Origin of the sequence: Pseudomonas glycinae (assembly GCF_001594225.2) — a bacterium.
Taxonomy (GTDB): Bacteria; Pseudomonadota; Gammaproteobacteria; order Pseudomonadales; family Pseudomonadaceae; genus Aquipseudomonas; species Aquipseudomonas glycinae.
The window spans coordinates 5,105,672-5,120,591 of record NZ_CP014205.2; the positions used below are offsets into that span (position 1 = coordinate 5,105,672).

Consider the following 14,920-nt stretch of genomic DNA (forward strand, 5'->3'; position numbering starts at 1 on the left):
AGAGCGTGGGAACGATCAGGGCTGACGCGGAATGTCTGTAATCAGCGCTCGCTACGCAGCATTTCCTTCGGCACATACTTGCCGATCTCGAACTTGCCGATCGCCGCGCGGTGCACTTCGTCCGGGCCGTCGGCCAGACGCAGGGTACGTTGCATGGCGTACATGTAGGCCAGCGGGAAATCGTTCGACACCCCTGCCCCGCCATGAATCTGGATCGCCCGGTCAATCACCCGCAACGCGACGTTCGGTGCCACGACCTTGATCTGCGCAATCTCGCTCTTGGCGACCTTGTTACCCACGGTGTCCATCATGTACGCCGCTTTCAGGGTCAGCAGACGCGCCATGTCGATTTCCATCCGCGAGTCGGCAATCTTGTCGACGTTACCGCCCAGACGCGCCAGCGGTTTGCCGAACGCGGTGCGGCTTACCGAACGTTTGCACATCAGTTCCAGTGCGCGCTCGGCCATGCCGATCGAACGCATGCAGTGGTGAATCCGGCCTGGGCCAAGGCGACCTTGTGCAATTTCGAAGCCGCGTCCTTCACCGAGCAGGACGTTTTCGTACGGCACCCGCACGTTGTCGAACAGCACTTCGGCGTGACCGTGCGGTGCGTCGTCGTAACCGAACACCGGCAGCGGACGGATAATCTTCACGCCGGGGGTGTCGACCGGCACGAGGATCATCGAGTGCTGGGCATGACGCGGGGCGTCGGGGTTGCTCAGGCCCATGAAGATCAGGATCTTGCAGCGCGGATCGCAGGCGCCGGAGGTCCACCATTTCTTGCCGTTGATCACCCACTCGTCGCCATCGCGCACGGCACGGGCGGCCATGTTGGTGGCGTCGGAGGACGCAACGTCCGGCTCGGTCATGGCGAACGCCGAGCGAATCTCGCCGCGCAGCAGCGGTTCGAGCCAGCGCTGTTTCTGTTCTTCGTTGGCGTAACGCACCAGCACTTCCATGTTGCCGGTGTCGGGTGCCGAGCAGTTGAATGGCTCGGGACCGAGCAGCGAACGGCCCATGATTTCCGCCAATGGCGCGTATTCGAGGTTGGTCAGGCCAGCACCCAGCTCCGACTCAGGCAGAAACAAATTCCACAGACCTTCGGCCTTGGCCTTGGCCTTGAGTTCTTCCATGATCGCCGTCGGCTGCCAGCGATCGCCTTCGGCAACCTGGCGTTCGAACACGGCTTCGGCCGGGTAAACGTAAGTGTCCATGAACGCGGTCACGCGCTCACGCAGTTCTTGCACCTTGGGCGAATAAGCGAAATCCATGAGCAATTACCTTTTTTCGGCAGGTTGTTTAAGTCATGCAATCGATGCTAGAACAGCGTTGATAATTTACCTAGCCTATTCTCGGCGTGTATAAACATTCATCACCGATATATGATTGGTTGATTTTCCTGGCCGCCCTGACCCGCGCCATTCACCTATAACAAGAGAGCCGCGTAATGAATCTGAGCAAGGTCGACCTCAACCTTTTCATCGTCTTCGACGCGATCTACACCGAAGCCAACCTGACCCGCGCCGGGCAGATTGTCGGCATTACCCAGCCTGCGGTGTCCAACGCCTTGGCGCGGTTGCGCGAAACCTTCAACGACCCGCTCTTCGTACGCACCGCCCAGGGCATGGTGCCGACGCCCATGGCGCAGAACATCATCGGCCCGGTGCGCAATGCGCTGTCGCTGCTGCGGGTATCGGTTCAGGAAAGCCGCATTTTCAACCCCTCGCAAGCGGTCAAGACCTACCGCATCAGCATGACTGACCTGACCGAAGCGGTGATTCTGCCGCCGCTGTTCCAGCGTCTGCGTCGTCTGGCGCCGACTGTGATCATCGAAAGCTTTCTGTCCAAACGCCGGGAAACCACCAAGGAACTGGCTGCCGGGCGTCTCGACTTTGCCGTGGATGCGCCACTCAACACCGACCCGCAGGTGCGCCACGTCAAGCTGATGGAAGACCGTTACGTCTGCGCGATGCGCAAGGGTCATCCGCTGGCGACCAAGGAAAAATTCACCCTCGACGATTACCTGTCGCTGACCCACATTCATATTTCCAGCCGCCGCAGTGGCCTGGGCCACGTCGATCTGGCCCTGGGCAAAATGGGCATCCAGCGCAAGATCGCCCTGCGCTCGCAGCACTATCTGATGGCGTCCCAGGTGTTGCAGCAGACCGACATGGTGATGACCGTGCCGGAGCGGTTCGCCCGGCGCCATGACCTGCATGCGTTCAATCTGCCGGTCAACGATGTGCCGCCGGTGGAAACCCATTTGTACTGGCACGAAAGCACCGATCAGGACCCGGCCAACCGCTGGATGCGCGAGCAGATGATCGAGTTGTGCCAGCAAGTGACAGCGCACGAGAAGAAGCTCGACAAGCTGCAGACGCCCGCTACTTGACGTAAACGTCAACCTGACATTAGCTTAGCGCCAAGACCCTTCTTCGAGCGCTTTCATGAGCAGCCAGACCTACAGCATTTCCGACCTCGCCCGCGAGCTGGACATCACCACCCGGGCGATCCGCTTCTACGAAGAACAAGGCCTGCTCAGCCCCGAGCGCCGAGGCCAGGAACGCATCTATTCGCCGCGCGACAAGGTCAGTCTGAAGCTGATCCTGCGGGGCAAGCGCATCGGTTTTTCCCTGGCCGAGTGCCGCGAACTGATCGAGCTCTACGACCCCTCCAGCGGTAACACCAAACAACTCAACAGCATGCTGGCGAAAATCAGCGAGCGCCGGGCACAGCTTGAACAGCAACTGCTGGACATCGAACAGATGAAGCTGGAACTCGACACCGCCGAAGAACGTTGCGTGCAGGCGCTGGAGCAGACGCTCAAGAGCCAGCAAGTCGCGCAGTAACAGCCACAATTCATCTCCTGTGGGAGCGGGCTTGCCCGCGAATGCGGTGTTTCAGAATCAGATTTGTCGACTGACACTCCGCCTTCGCGAGCAAGCCCGCTCCCACAAGGGGTTCCGCAGGAATTCAAAGAGCAGGTCAACACCATGTCCCTCCCCTCCCAAGTACGCCTGATCGAAGTCGGCCCGCGTGACGGCCTGCAGAACGAAGCCCAGCCCATCAGCGTCGCCGACAAGGTGCAACTGGTCGACGCGCTGAGCGCCGCCGGTCTCGGCTATATAGAAGTCGGCAGTTTCGTCTCGCCCAAGTGGGTACCGCAGATGGCCGGTTCCGCTGATGTATTCGCGCAGATCCAGCGCAAGCCCGGCGTGACCTATGGCGCGCTGGCGCCGAACCTGCGCGGTTTTGAGGATGCGCTGGCCGCCGGGGTCAAGGAAGTCGCGGTGTTTGCCGCTGCGTCCGAAGCCTTTTCGCAGCGCAACATCAATTGCTCGATCAGCGAAAGCCTGGCGCGGTTCGCGCCGATCATGGAATCGGCGAAACAGCACGGCGTTACCGTGCGCGGTTACGTGTCCTGCGTGCTCGGCTGCCCTTATGAAGGCGAGGTCGCCCCGGAACAAGTGGCCATGGTCGCCCGCGAGCTGTACGCGATGGGCTGCTACGAAGTATCGCTGGGTGACACCATCGGTACCGGCACCGCGGGCGCGACCCGCCGGCTGTTCGAAGTGGTTTCGAATCAGGTGCCACGCGAAAAACTCGCCGGCCACTTCCACGACACCTACGGCCAGGCCATGGCCAACATCTACGCCAGCCTGCTGGAAGGCATCGCGGTGTTCGACAGCTCGATCGCCGGCCTCGGCGGCTGCCCGTACGCCAAGGGCGCCAGCGGTAACGTCGCCACCGAAGACGTGGTGTACCTGCTCAACGGCCTAGGCATCGAGACCGGTATCGACCTCGACGCCTTGATTGCCGCCGGCCAACAGATCAGCGCCGTGCTGGGCCGCCCGACCGGTTCGCGCGTGGCCAAGGCCCGTAGCGCACAGTGAGGGGATGGTGTTACCGCCGAGCGTGAAACGTGGGCACAAGCGAGTAACACGGAAACAGATTGTCTGGTTTTGCCCGAAGGAAAAATCCTTCAAAAAACTCAAACCATTGATTTACAAGGGTTTCTAAAAGTTGGCACGGCTTCTGCTATCTCTATGGCATAACAAGAATAAAAAGCAGCAAACCAATAAAAATAAGACGTACCGACTCTGACATAACAAAAACAACACGGCAGAGACGCAGCTAACAGATTTTTTTGGAGAAGGTGTGCTTTTCAGGGTATTCCTCGGAATGACCCGCAACCGGGCAGAGAACAATAAAACTACCTTCAGGTAGCTCCCGAATCGGTTGGATCGTTAGACGAGAAAGCAGATCAGCGCTCAAAAAAATACGTTTGCTCTTGACCCCGGATGGGGGTCGCCAAAAACAGCGGTAAAGGGCCACGGTTGCCAAAAACAACAACAGACCGCCCCTCAATAATAAAAAAGAGCACGCGACGACAAAATTAAAGGGGAGCTTCGGCTCCCCTTTGTGCTGTCTGGCGTTCTGAAATTGTCCGCAACGGAACTCCTCCCCCATCTCGATCTTCCTGCAAGCGCTTACTCGGCATGATCTCAATAAGGCAATTGATGCCGTGCCTCAACATCCAGCCCCACATACAAGTAATCCCAACAAAAACACGGTGGGTTCACGGCTTTCGCTGTGTGTAAACACGACGCCGCATGCGCGTTTAAATTACACGAACCGTTACGCCATAAGGGCTACAACACCTTGCGTCGTTGCCTACGCGTACGCCAGAATCCGCCGGCTTACGCGGCTATGGGGTGGGCTATATCGTTTCCCTGTCACTGAAAAACAGTGATCGGGTTTGGTAGCCCGTCTGTAATAGCTGTATGGCAACACCGTATGCAGGCCCTTTTGGGGGCTCTGTTTTATGGTGGTCATGCGTGGGGCTCATTCGTGAGCGCCGGGTTCCTATTGCAGCCGGTCTACCAACCCGCGTATGGCCGCCACCCATCGTTTGGTAGCGTGGGTGATGGCTCCTTGACATCTGCGATAGGAGTTACACGTATGTTCAAAGCCACACCAAACCCACCAGATACCGATTCAATCCCCTACGACGCCGCACTGGAAGCCGAAAACATAAAAACGGCAACCGAGCGGGCGATCAATCATTACCTCGATCCTGGGGCGCAGAAGACGTCCAAGCCATCGCGCAAGCCCGGAAAGATCTATCTGGTCAATCCAACAATGGATGACGAAACGCTGCTGGTCGAAGCGTGCGAAACGCTGTCGTCGGCCAGTGACATGGCTCGGGACCTCGGCGACACCGTCGATCCGTCGCAGCGCAAGGCGATGCAGATTCTGCAGCAGGTCATCATGCTGAGTGAGCTGCTGGTCAATCGTGTGCTGGATAACCATCACGTCTCGCGGTAGTTGCCGCCTCGGTGAGGGGTTTGTCCCCTCACCGCCTGGCAGCCGTCTATAAAAACCCTCAAGCGACTCTTTCTGGAGTTCCAGCTGATGTCCAAGACCGTCATTCCACCGTTAGAAGATCCGGTGTCCCCCTACGAATTTCCCGATTCAAGAAAACTCCACGACGCGGCCGAACGCGCCCTCGACTATTACTTGCCCCCCGCAGCCAAGATCATGGCCACGCCCTACACCCCAAACGACATGTTCAGGGTCAACCCGCAAACCGACACGGAGTCATTGCTGGCCAACGCCTGCGAATCCCTGGCTTCAGCCACGGTCATGCTCGGTGACTTTGCCGGCCTGCTGGAAGGGCCGAACCGCAAGACCCTTTTGGGCATTGCGCAAGTGGTGATGTTGGGCGAGTTGGCGGTTAATCAGGCGTTGGAAAATGTAGAAGTAAAGCAATAAGCGCCGCTTTCGAAGCCAGGATCCGCGGCCTGGCTTCGAAAGCTCTAATCGTCAGCCCTCGTTGCTACGTAACTCCTCGATACTGATCTCACGCATCCGGAATTTCTGGATCTTGCCCGTCACAGTCATCGGAAATTCCTCGACGAACTTGAAGTACCGCGGCGTCTTGAAGTGAGCGATGCGCTCCTTGCACCACGCTTGCAGCTCTTGTTCGGTCGCGCTGTGGCCGGGATGGAATTTGATCCAGGCGACGATTTCCTCACCGTAACGCGAGCAAGGAATGCCGATCACCTGCACGTCCGCCACCGCTGGATGGGTGAAGAAGAACTCTTCCAGTTCACGCGGGTAAATGTTCTCGCCGCCACGGATGATCATGTCCTTGTTACGGCCGGCGATGCACACATAACCCTCGTCGTTCATGCTCGCCAGGTCGCCGGTGTGCATCCAGCCTGCCGCGTCGATGGCTTCGGCGGTGGCATTGGGGTTGTTCCAGTAACCGAGCATCACGCTGTAGCCACGGGTGCACAGTTCGCCGATGGTGCCGCGTGGCACCGGGTTGCCGGCCTCGTCGATGATTTTGCTTTCGAGTTGCGGCTGAGTGCGGCCGACGGTGGTGACGCGCAGTTCCAGTTCGTCAGATGGGCCGGTCTGCAGGGACACAGGGCTGGTTTCGGTCATGCCGTAGGCGATCTGCACTTCGCTCATGTGCATTTCGCTGATGACCCGTCGCATCACCTCAATCGGGCAAGTGGCGCCGGCCATGATCCCGGTGCGCAGGGTCGACAGGTCGAACTCGGCACGCTGCGGCTGATCGAGCATGGCGATGAACATGGTCGGCACGCCGTACAGTGCGGTGGCCTTTTCTTCGGCGACCGTGCTCAGGGTCAGCAGCGGATCAAAGGCATCGTTGGGGTAAATCATCGTGCTGCCGTGGGTGATGCAGCCCAGGTTGCCCATGACCATGCCGAAGCAGTGATACAGCGGCACCGGGATCACCAGCCGATCAGCGGCGGTCAGGCCGAGGCTTTCGCCGACCATGTAACCGTTGTTGAGGATGTTGTAGTGACTGAGGGTCGCGCCCTTGGGGAAACCGGTGGTGCCGGAGGTGTACTGAATGTTGACGGGCTGATCGAAGTGCAGGCTGGCGCTGCGTTCACGCAATTGTTCTGGAGAGACACTGGCGGCCAGATCTGCCAGTTGCGACCACGGGAGAAAACCCGAAGGCGGCTGGGGATCAAGGCTGATCAACCCGCGCAGCTCCGGCAGGCGCTCGCTGCGCAGTTCGCCGATGGATTGCTCGGCCAGTTCCGGCAGCAAGCCTTGCAGCATGCCGTGATAGTTCGAAGATTTGAAGGCGCCGGCGCAGACCAGCCATTGGCAACCGGATTGTTTGAGCACGTATTCGAGTTCAGAGCTGCGGTAGGCCGGGTTGATGTTGACCAGGATCACGCCGAGCTTCGCGGTGGCAAACTGAGTGATGCACCACTGCGCGCAATTCGGTGCCCAGATGCCGAGCCGGTCACCGGCCTGCAAACCCAACGCCAGCAGCGCTCTGGCATGCACGTTCACCGCGTCGGCCAGTTGCCGCCAGGTATACCGCAGCTGCTGATGACGCACCACCAGCGCCTCGCCGTCCGGGTACTGCGCGACGGTCTCGTCGAACTTCTGCCCGATGGTCATCGCCAGCAAGGCTTTGTCCTGGGAACCACGGGTGTAGCTGCGCTGCGGGTTTGCACTGGGTTGATCCATGACGACCCCTATTGTCTTTATTAGCGGGTGTTGGAACGGAGCTACGGCGGCTCCGACCATTCAGAACTGGCTCTACTCTCGCTCAAGTTGACGTTAACGTAAAGGGTGATTGACAGCCATTCGTCACAGGCTTACGTTAACGTAAAGGTGAGAACTGAACGCCCTTCTCCCCACCCTACAAAAAAGCCAAAAGGTGACCCATGAGCTACCCATCCCTGAACTTTGCCCTCGGCGAAACCATTGACATGCTGCGCGATCAGGTTCAGTCCTTCGTTGCCAAGGAGATCGCCCCGCGTGCCGCGCAGATCGACAGCGACAACCTGTTCCCCGCTGATCTGTGGCGCAAGTTCGGTGACATGGGCCTGCTCGGCATCACCGTACCGGAAGAGTACGGCGGCGCTGGTCTGGGTTACCTGGCGCACGTGGTGGCGATGGAAGAAATCAGCCGTGGCTCGGCCTCGGTGGCGTTGTCCTACGGCGCCCACTCCAACCTCTGCGTGAACCAGATCAACCGCAATGGCAACCACGAACAGAAAGCCAAATACCTGCCAAAACTGATCAGCGGCGAACACGTCGGTGCCCTCGCCATGAGCGAGCCGAACGCCGGTTCCGACGTGGTCTCGATGAAACTGCGCGCCGATAAACGCGGCGACCGTTTCGTGCTCAACGGCAGCAAGACCTGGATCACTAACGGCCCCGACGCCAACACCTACGTGATCTACGCCAAGACCGACCTGGAAAAGGGCCCGCACGGCATCACCGCATTCATCGTCGAGCGCGACTGGAAAGGCTTCAGCCGCAGCAACAAGTTCGACAAGCTCGGCATGCGCGGCTCCAACACTTGCGAGCTGTTCTTCGATGACGTCGAAGTGCCGGAAGAAAACATCCTCGGCGTGCTCAACGGCGGCGTGAAAGTGCTGATGAGCGGCCTCGATTACGAACGCGTCGTGCTGTCCGGTGGCCCGACCGGGATCATGCAGTCGTGCATGGACTTGATCGTGCCGTACATCCACGACCGCAAGCAGTTCGGCCAGAGCATCGGCGAGTTCCAGCTGATCCAGGGCAAGGTCGCCGACATGTACACCCAGCTCAATGCCAGCCGCGCCTACCTCTACGCTGTGGCCCAGGCCTGCGAACGCAACGAGACCACGCGCAAGGACGCCGCCGGCGTAATCCTCTACACCGCCGAACGCGCTACGCAAATGGCCCTGGATGCGATCCAGATTCTCGGCGGCAACGGCTACATCAACGAATTCCCTGCCGGCCGTCTGCTGCGTGACGCCAAGTTGTACGAAATCGGCGCTGGCACCAGTGAGATCCGTCGCATGCTGATCGGCCGCGAACTGTTCAACGAAACCCGCTAAACGGAGCTGTCCATGGCTATCCTGCATACCCAGCTCAACCCTCGTTCAGCGGAGTTCGCCGCCAACAGCGCGGCGATGCTCAAACAGGTCGACGCCCTGCACACCCTGCTCGCCCAAGTGACCCAGGGCGGCGGCGCGAAAGCTCAGGAACGTCACACCTCACGCGGCAAACTGCTGCCCCGTGAGCGGATCAACCGCTTGCTCGATCCGGGCTCGCCGTTTCTGGAAATCAGCCAGTTGGCCGCCCACGCCGTGTATGGCGAAGACGTGCCGGCCGCTGGCGTGATTGCCGGGATCGGCCGCGTGGAAGGCGTCGAATGCATGATCGTCGCCAACGACGCGACGGTGAAAGGTGGCTCGTACTACCCGCTGACCGTGAAGAAACACCTGCGTGCCCAGACCATCGCCCAGCAAAACCGTCTGCCATGCATTTATCTGGTCGACTCGGGCGGCGCCAACCTGCCGCGCCAGGACGAAGTGTTCCCGGACCGCGAGCACTTCGGGCGGATCTTCTTCAATCAGGCCAACATGAGCGCCATGGGCATTCCGCAGATTGCCGTGGTCATGGGTTCCTGCACCGCTGGCGGCGCCTACGTGCCGGCGATGGCCGACGAAGCGATCATGGTGCGCAATCAGGCGACGATTTTCCTCGCCGGCCCGCCGCTGGTGAAAGCCGCGACCGGTGAAGTGGTCAGCGCCGAAGACCTCGGCGGGGCCGATGTGCACTGCAAGACTTCCGGGGTCGCTGACCATTACGCCGAAAGCGATGAGCACGCCCTCGCCCTCGCCCGCCGCAGCGTCGCAAACCTCAACTGGCGCAAGCTCGGCGAAGTGCAGCAGCGCGCGCCGATTGCGCCGCTGTACGCCAGCGATGAGTTGTACGGCGTGGTGTCGGCGGACGCCAAGCAGCCGTTCGATGTGCGCGAAGTGATTGCGCGACTGGTCGACGGTTCGGTGTTCGATGAATTCAAAGCTTTGTTCGGCACCACGCTGGTGTGCGGTTTCGCTCATCTGCATGGCTACCCGATCGCGATCCTCGCCAACAACGGCATCCTGTTCGCCGAAGCCGCGCAGAAAGGCGCGCACTTCATCGAACTGGCCTGCCAACGCGGGATTCCGCTGCTGTTTCTGCAGAACATCACAGGCTTCATGGTCGGCCAGAAATATGAGGCCGGCGGCATCGCCAAACACGGCGCCAAACTGGTGACCGCCGTGGCGTGCGCCAAGGTGCCGAAATTCACCGTGATCATCGGCGGCAGCTTCGGTGCCGGTAACTACGGCATGTGCGGGCGGGCGTACGATCCGCGTTTCCTGTGGATGTGGCCGAACGCGCGGATCGGCGTGATGGGCGCCGAACAGGCGGCCGGCGTGCTGGTTCAGGTCAAGCGCGAGCAGGCCGAACGCAGCGGTCAGGCGTTCAGCGCCGAGCAGGAAAGCGAGATCAAGCAACCGATTCTCGACCAGTACGAAGAACAGGGTCACCCCTACTACTCCAGCGCACGGCTGTGGGACGACGGCGTCATCGACCCGGCGCAGACCCGCGATGTACTGGCCCTGGCCTTGTCCGCGTCGTTGAACGCGCCTATCGAACCGAGCCGCTTCGGCGTGTTCCGGATGTGATCGGGAGAACCTCATGAGCGACTTCAACACCCTCGAATTGCACAGCGACCCACGGGGTTTCGCGACCCTGTGGCTGAGCCGCGAAGAAAAGAACAACGCGTTCAACGCCGAGATGATCCGCGAACTGATCCTGGCTTTGGACAAGGTCGCCAGCGACGTCAGCCTGCGTTTCCTGCTGGTGCGCGGACGCGGCAAACACTTCAGCGCCGGCGCCGATCTGGCGTGGATGCAGCAATCGGCCGAACTCGATTACCACACCAACCTCGACGACGCCCGGGAACTGGCGGAGCTGATGTACAACCTCGCCAAACTGAAAATCCCGACCGTGGCCGTGGTGCAAGGCGCGGCGTTCGGTGGCGCGCTGGGCCTGATCAGTTGCTGCGACATGGCGATTGGCGCCGATGACGCGCAGTTCTGTCTGTCGGAAGTGCGCATTGGCCTGGCGCCAGCGGTGATCAGCCCGTTCGTGGTGCAAGCCATCGGCGAACGGGCGGCGCGGCGTTATGCGCTGACGGCCGAACGTTTCGGCGGGCAGCGGGCGCGGGAAATCGGTTTGTTGTCGGAAAGCTATCCAGCGACCGAGCTTGAACAGAAAGTCGAGCAATGGATCGACAACCTGCTGCTCAACAGCCCCGCCGCCATGCGCGCCAGCAAGGATCTGCTGCGTGAAGTCGGCAACGGCGCGCTGACGCCGGCCCTGCGTCGCTACACCGAAAACGCCATCGCCCGCATCCGCGTCAGCCCGGAAGGCCAGGAAGGCTTGCGGGCCTTTTTGCAGAAACGTGCGCCGAGCTGGCAAGCCGCAACCACCACCAAGGAGCCGCGTTGATGAGCGCACCTGTTCTCACCACCCTGCTGGTGGCCAACCGTGGCGAAATCGCTTGCCGGGTCATGCGTACCGCCAAGGCGCTGGGCATGACCACCGTCGCCGTACACAGCGCCACCGACCGCGAAGCGCGGCACAGTCGTGAAGCGGATATCCGCGTCGATCTGGGCGGCAGCAAAGCGGCCGACAGCTATCTGCAAATCGACAAACTGATCGCGGCGGCCAAGGCCAGCGGCGCTCAGGCGATTCATCCGGGGTATGGCTTTCTGTCGGAGAACGCCGGGTTTGCCCGCGCCATCGAAGCCGCCGGCCTGATTTTCCTCGGCCCGCCCGCCTCGGCCATCGATGCGATGGGCAGCAAATCCGCCGCCAAGGCATTGATGGAAACTGCCGGCGTGCCGCTGGTGCCGGGTTATCACGGCGAGGCTCAGGATCTTGATACCTTCCGCGATGCTTGCGAACGCATCGGTTATCCGGTGCTGCTCAAAGCCACAGCCGGCGGTGGCGGTAAAGGTATGAAAGTTGTCGAGGACGTCAGCCAATTGGCTGAAGCGCTGGCCTCGGCTCAGCGTGAAGCGCAGTCCTCGTTCGGCGATTCGCGGATGCTGGTGGAAAAATACCTGCTCAAGCCGCGTCACGTGGAAATCCAGGTGTTCGCCGATCAGCATGGCAATTGCCTGTACCTGAATGAGCGCGACTGCTCGATTCAGCGTCGGCACCAGAAGGTCGTCGAAGAGGCGCCGGCACCGGGCCTCAGTCCGGAACTGCGTCGGGCGATGGGTGAAGCGGCTGTGCGTTCGGCGCAGGCTATCGGTTACGTCGGCGCCGGCACGGTGGAGTTTCTGCTGGATGCTCGCGGCGAGTTCTTCTTCATGGAAATGAACACGCGGCTACAGGTCGAACACCCGGTCACCGAAGCCATCACCGGGCTCGATCTGGTGGCCTGGCAGATTCGCGTCGCCCGTGGCGAAGCGTTGCCGATCACTCAGGATCAAGTGCCGCTGAACGGGCATGCAATTGAAGTGCGGTTGTATGCGGAAGATCCGTCGAATGATTTTCTGCCGGCGACCGGGCGTCTGGATCTGTATCGAGAATCCGCCGCAGGACCGGGGCGCCGTGTGGACAGCGGTGTTGAGGAAGGCGACGAGATTTCACCGTTCTATGACCCGATGCTCGGCAAGCTGATTGCCTGGGGCGAAGATCGTGAGCAGGCGCGTTTACGGCTGCTGAGCATGCTCGACGAGTTTGCGATTGGCGGGTTGAAGACCAACATCAACTTCCTGCGGCGGATCATCGGGCATCCGGCGTTTGCGGCGGCGGAACTGGATACCGGGTTCATTCCGCGTTATCAGGATCAGTTGCTGCCAGCGCCTGCTGCGCTGAGCGATGAATTTTGGAATGCGGCGGCGCAGGCTTTTGCGCAGAGCCTGCCGGAGACGGCTCGGTCGGATGATCCCGCTTCGCCTTGGGCGCTACACAGTGGTTTGCGCGCGGGGTTGCCACGTGAAATCGCACTCCACTTGAGTTGCGAGGGGCAGGATCGGGCGTTGACGCTCGGCGCTGGCGGCAATGCAAAACTGATCGGCGAACAACTGGTGGTCGAGCACGATGGGCTGCGCCGACAACTGCGTGCGATTCGTCGTGGAGAGGTTCTGTTTCTGCAATGGGACGGCGAGCTGCGACGCGTTGAAACGTACGACCCGATCAGCGCTGTCGAAGCCAGTCATAGCCATCAGGGTGGTCTGACAGCGCCAATGAACGGCAGCATCGTTCGAGTGTTGGTGGAGGCCGGGCAATCGGTTGAAGCCGGGGCGCAATTGGTGGTGCTGGAAGCGATGAAGATGGAGCACAGCATCCGCGCGCCCCATGCCGGCGTGATCAAGGCGCTGTATTGCCAGGAAGGCGAAATGGTCAGCGAAGGCAGTGCACTGGTCGAACTGGAAGAAGCTTGAAAGGTGGATCGATCCTACGCTTGGCGAGGATCGATCTGACTAGTATTTGGCGGTTGCCTGAACCACGACACCGATAATTCGGCACTCGTCGGTCAACAAGGCTTTCGGCCAGGTCGGATTGAGCGGCGCCAGGTAACGCTGGCCGCCCTCTTCGATCAGTTTGCGGAAAATGGCCTCGTCGCTGTCCGGCCACTGGGCGATCACCAGTTTTCCGGGCTCGGCTTCCAGCGCCGGATCCACCAGAATCATCATCCCCTCGCCGATGCTCTGCCCGGTCGGCGCGGTCATCGCATTACCCGTCACCGTGAGCCAGAACGCCGGGCCACGGGCGTGATAATCCGTCAGCTCGAAACGTCGCTTGTCCTTGGCACTCGAATACGCTGGCTGGCTTTCACGGGCCTCGATCGGCGCATTCCACTCGCTGACCGGGTAGCGAAAGTAAGGGTTGTACTTCTGTGCCAGAGGCATTTCGTCGTCCGCATCGATCTGCGGTTCACGAATCACCACCGCGACTTCGAGATACTCCATACCCAACGCTTTCAGCACGCGGTTCATCTGCGTGATGCCGGGCTCGCGACGCTTGTTCAGCCAATGGCCGATGCCACCCTGAGACATGCCGACACGCTCGCCGAGCTCGACTTGAGTGACGTTGAGTTCACTCATTTTGGCCTTGACCAACTCAATCCATTTATCCATGTGCGGCACCATACGTGGACGCCTTCGGCCGACAAAACACATATTGTAGTATTTAAATTCTGGTCACAAATACTATTGGTACTATTCTTGGGTCACGGATTTGAATCGACCAAGGAGTGACCTTTCACCATGAATATCCCCAGCAAAGACTTGCCCGACCTGCAAATGGACACCACCTTTACGTCTCCGCAAGGGTGCGCCGCTGCGCAACGGGCGTTGGACTATTACTTGAAACCAGCTGTGTCAGAACCGGAAGTGGATGAGCGCTTTTTCGGCGTGAACAGCAACCTGAGTGGCGAAGAATCCCTGGTCCACGCCTCCGACCTGCTCCGTTGTGCAGCAGCGACGGCGTTCAAGGCTGCGGACAGCTTGCAGGGCGTCAATCGGGATCTGGCGTTTTCGGTCGTGCACATGGTGGACATGGCGCGGGCGATGGTTGATCACTCGCTTGATGGCGCAGTGCGCTGAAGACGGGAGTTCGGACGGACAGGAAAGAACTTTCCAATCGCGCAGATAAAAACATTTGACTTGCAAATGATAATGATTATTATTGCAAGCAACTGATCGCGAGATCAGTCGATGGACCAGAGACCTTAGGTCGGTCTTCTGGACTATCTCCTCATCAGGCTAATCACGGTTTTTGACCCGGCTTTTTTGCCGGGTCTTTTTTTTGCCAGTTTTCTGGCTTGTGGCTTCAGGCTAATGAAGTCTTTGGGTGCTGCAAATTCGTCGGCGCGGATGATATCAAAAGAACATCGCTTGGCAAGCCGACCCCGACCACATTGGGACAAAGTAATGCCAATCAGCACTTGAGAATCAATCGCACAGCCACTAAGCTGCCAGCGCGTCATGGAAGACGCCCCCCGCCGCAACCCGCAATTTCCCTCGGTTTCACCCCTGTCTTGCGTGTAAAGTAGCCGCCATAAAAATCATATTCA

The 14,920-nt window shown here is 60.0% G+C and carries 14 protein-coding genes; 10 read left to right on the top strand and 4 right to left on the bottom strand.

The genetic code is table 11. From position 1 onward, the window contains the following. Positions 1–41: 41 nt before the first annotated feature. On the bottom strand, positions 42–1,271 hold the full coding sequence (locus AWU82_RS23380; protein WP_011334996.1) for an acyl-CoA dehydrogenase: 1,230 nt from the start codon (positions 1,269–1,271) through the stop codon (positions 42–44). A 176-nt stretch (positions 1,272–1,447) separates the two neighbouring features. On the opposite strand from AWU82_RS23380, the gene AWU82_RS23385 reads away from it, so the two are divergent. From AWU82_RS23385 to AWU82_RS23405, 5 genes are all read left to right on the top strand, one after another. Further along, positions 1,448–2,392: a LysR family transcriptional regulator gene (locus tag AWU82_RS23385; RefSeq protein ID WP_064380747.1), complete on the top strand. Its 945-nt coding sequence runs from the start codon at positions 1,448–1,450 to the stop codon at positions 2,390–2,392. A 55-nt stretch (positions 2,393–2,447) separates the two neighbouring features. Then, positions 2,448–2,849: a MerR family transcriptional regulator gene (locus tag AWU82_RS23390; protein ID WP_039767497.1), complete on the top strand. Its 402-nt coding sequence runs from the start codon at positions 2,448–2,450 to the stop codon at positions 2,847–2,849. A gap of 144 nt (positions 2,850–2,993) precedes the next feature. Then, entirely contained in the window at positions 2,994–3,893 is a 900-nt protein-coding gene (locus AWU82_RS23395) for a hydroxymethylglutaryl-CoA lyase (RefSeq protein WP_064380750.1), read from the top strand. Positions 3,894–4,962: 1,069 nt separating this feature from the next. Then, positions 4,963–5,328 (top strand): DUF6124 family protein, encoded by a 366-nt coding sequence (locus AWU82_RS23400; protein ID WP_064380754.1) that lies wholly within the window; start codon positions 4,963–4,965, stop codon positions 5,326–5,328. 87 nt (positions 5,329–5,415) lie between these two features. Then, a complete protein-coding gene (locus AWU82_RS23405; RefSeq protein ID WP_064380755.1) occupies positions 5,416–5,775 on the top strand; it encodes a DUF6124 family protein in 360 nt (119 codons plus the stop codon). Between the two features lie 51 nt (positions 5,776–5,826). On the opposite strand, the gene AWU82_RS23410 is transcribed toward AWU82_RS23405, so the two are convergent. Continuing rightward, positions 5,827–7,524 (bottom strand): AMP-binding protein, encoded by a 1,698-nt coding sequence (locus tag AWU82_RS23410; RefSeq protein WP_064380757.1) that lies wholly within the window; start codon positions 7,522–7,524, stop codon positions 5,827–5,829. A gap of 200 nt (positions 7,525–7,724) precedes the next feature. Between AWU82_RS23410 and AWU82_RS23415 the strand changes: the two genes are divergently transcribed. Genes AWU82_RS23415 through AWU82_RS23430 form a run of 4 tightly spaced genes read left to right on the top strand, consistent with a single transcriptional unit; the run spans position 7,725 to position 13,286 of the window. Continuing rightward, positions 7,725–8,888 carry an isovaleryl-CoA dehydrogenase gene (locus AWU82_RS23415; RefSeq protein ID WP_039767508.1) on the top strand — a complete coding sequence of 388 codons (1,164 nt, stop codon included), beginning with the start codon at positions 7,725–7,727 and terminating at the stop codon, positions 8,886–8,888. A gap of 12 nt (positions 8,889–8,900) precedes the next feature. Further along, positions 8,901–10,508, top strand: a complete 1,608-nt coding sequence (locus tag AWU82_RS23420; protein ID WP_064380759.1) for a carboxyl transferase domain-containing protein — start codon at positions 8,901–8,903, stop codon at positions 10,506–10,508. 13 nt (positions 10,509–10,521) lie between these two features. Beyond that, on the top strand, positions 10,522–11,337 hold the full coding sequence (locus tag AWU82_RS23425; protein ID WP_064380760.1) for a gamma-carboxygeranoyl-CoA hydratase: 816 nt from the start codon (positions 10,522–10,524) through the stop codon (positions 11,335–11,337). Then, entirely contained in the window at positions 11,337–13,286 is a 1,950-nt protein-coding gene (locus AWU82_RS23430) for an acetyl/propionyl/methylcrotonyl-CoA carboxylase subunit alpha (RefSeq protein ID WP_064380762.1), read from the top strand. The genes AWU82_RS23425 and AWU82_RS23430 overlap by 1 nt, the downstream gene beginning before the upstream one ends. 39 nt (positions 13,287–13,325) lie before the next feature. Here the strand turns inward: AWU82_RS23430 and AWU82_RS23435 are convergent, their stop codons facing one another. Continuing rightward, positions 13,326–13,982, bottom strand: a complete 657-nt coding sequence (locus AWU82_RS23435; RefSeq protein WP_064384077.1) for a LexA family protein — start codon at positions 13,980–13,982, stop codon at positions 13,326–13,328. Between the two features lie 129 nt (positions 13,983–14,111). Here AWU82_RS23435 and AWU82_RS23440 point away from each other — a divergent pair, with 129 nt between their 5' ends. Beyond that, on the top strand, positions 14,112–14,450 hold the full coding sequence (locus AWU82_RS23440; protein WP_011335006.1) for a DUF6124 family protein: 339 nt from the start codon (positions 14,112–14,114) through the stop codon (positions 14,448–14,450). 143 nt (positions 14,451–14,593) lie between these two features. Here AWU82_RS23440 and AWU82_RS23445 read toward each other — a convergent pair whose 3' ends face one another. Continuing rightward, positions 14,594–14,833, bottom strand: coding sequence for a hypothetical protein (locus AWU82_RS23445; RefSeq protein WP_223290654.1), 240 nt, complete (start codon positions 14,831–14,833; stop codon positions 14,594–14,596). Positions 14,834–14,920 lie beyond the last annotated feature (87 nt).

Bases quoted from the DNA above. Each gene is read 5' to 3' on its own strand.
- AWU82_RS23420 (WP_064380759.1), top strand. From the start codon at position 8,901: ATGGCTATCCTGCATACCCAGCTCAACCCTCGTTCAGCGGAGTTCGCC.
- AWU82_RS23410 (WP_064380757.1), bottom strand. From the start codon at position 7,524: ATGGATCAACCCAGTGCAAACCCGCAGCGCAGCTACACCCGTGGTTCC.
- AWU82_RS23385 (WP_064380747.1), top strand. From the start codon at position 1,448: ATGAATCTGAGCAAGGTCGACCTCAACCTTTTCATCGTCTTCGACGCG.
- AWU82_RS23440 (WP_011335006.1), top strand. From the start codon at position 14,112: ATGAATATCCCCAGCAAAGACTTGCCCGACCTGCAAATGGACACCACC.
- AWU82_RS23390 (WP_039767497.1), top strand. From the start codon at position 2,448: ATGAGCAGCCAGACCTACAGCATTTCCGACCTCGCCCGCGAGCTGGAC.
- AWU82_RS23400 (WP_064380754.1), top strand. From the start codon at position 4,963: ATGTTCAAAGCCACACCAAACCCACCAGATACCGATTCAATCCCCTAC.
- AWU82_RS23430 (WP_064380762.1), top strand. From the start codon at position 11,337: ATGAGCGCACCTGTTCTCACCACCCTGCTGGTGGCCAACCGTGGCGAA.
- AWU82_RS23445 (WP_223290654.1), bottom strand. From the start codon at position 14,833: ATGACGCGCTGGCAGCTTAGTGGCTGTGCGATTGATTCTCAAGTGCTG.
- AWU82_RS23405 (WP_064380755.1), top strand. From the start codon at position 5,416: ATGTCCAAGACCGTCATTCCACCGTTAGAAGATCCGGTGTCCCCCTAC.
- AWU82_RS23425 (WP_064380760.1), top strand. From the start codon at position 10,522: ATGAGCGACTTCAACACCCTCGAATTGCACAGCGACCCACGGGGTTTC.
- AWU82_RS23415 (WP_039767508.1), top strand. From the start codon at position 7,725: ATGAGCTACCCATCCCTGAACTTTGCCCTCGGCGAAACCATTGACATG.
- AWU82_RS23395 (WP_064380750.1), top strand. From the start codon at position 2,994: ATGTCCCTCCCCTCCCAAGTACGCCTGATCGAAGTCGGCCCGCGTGAC.
- AWU82_RS23435 (WP_064384077.1), bottom strand. From the start codon at position 13,982: ATGGATAAATGGATTGAGTTGGTCAAGGCCAAAATGAGTGAACTCAAC.
- AWU82_RS23380 (WP_011334996.1), bottom strand. From the start codon at position 1,271: ATGGATTTCGCTTATTCGCCCAAGGTGCAAGAACTGCGTGAGCGCGTG.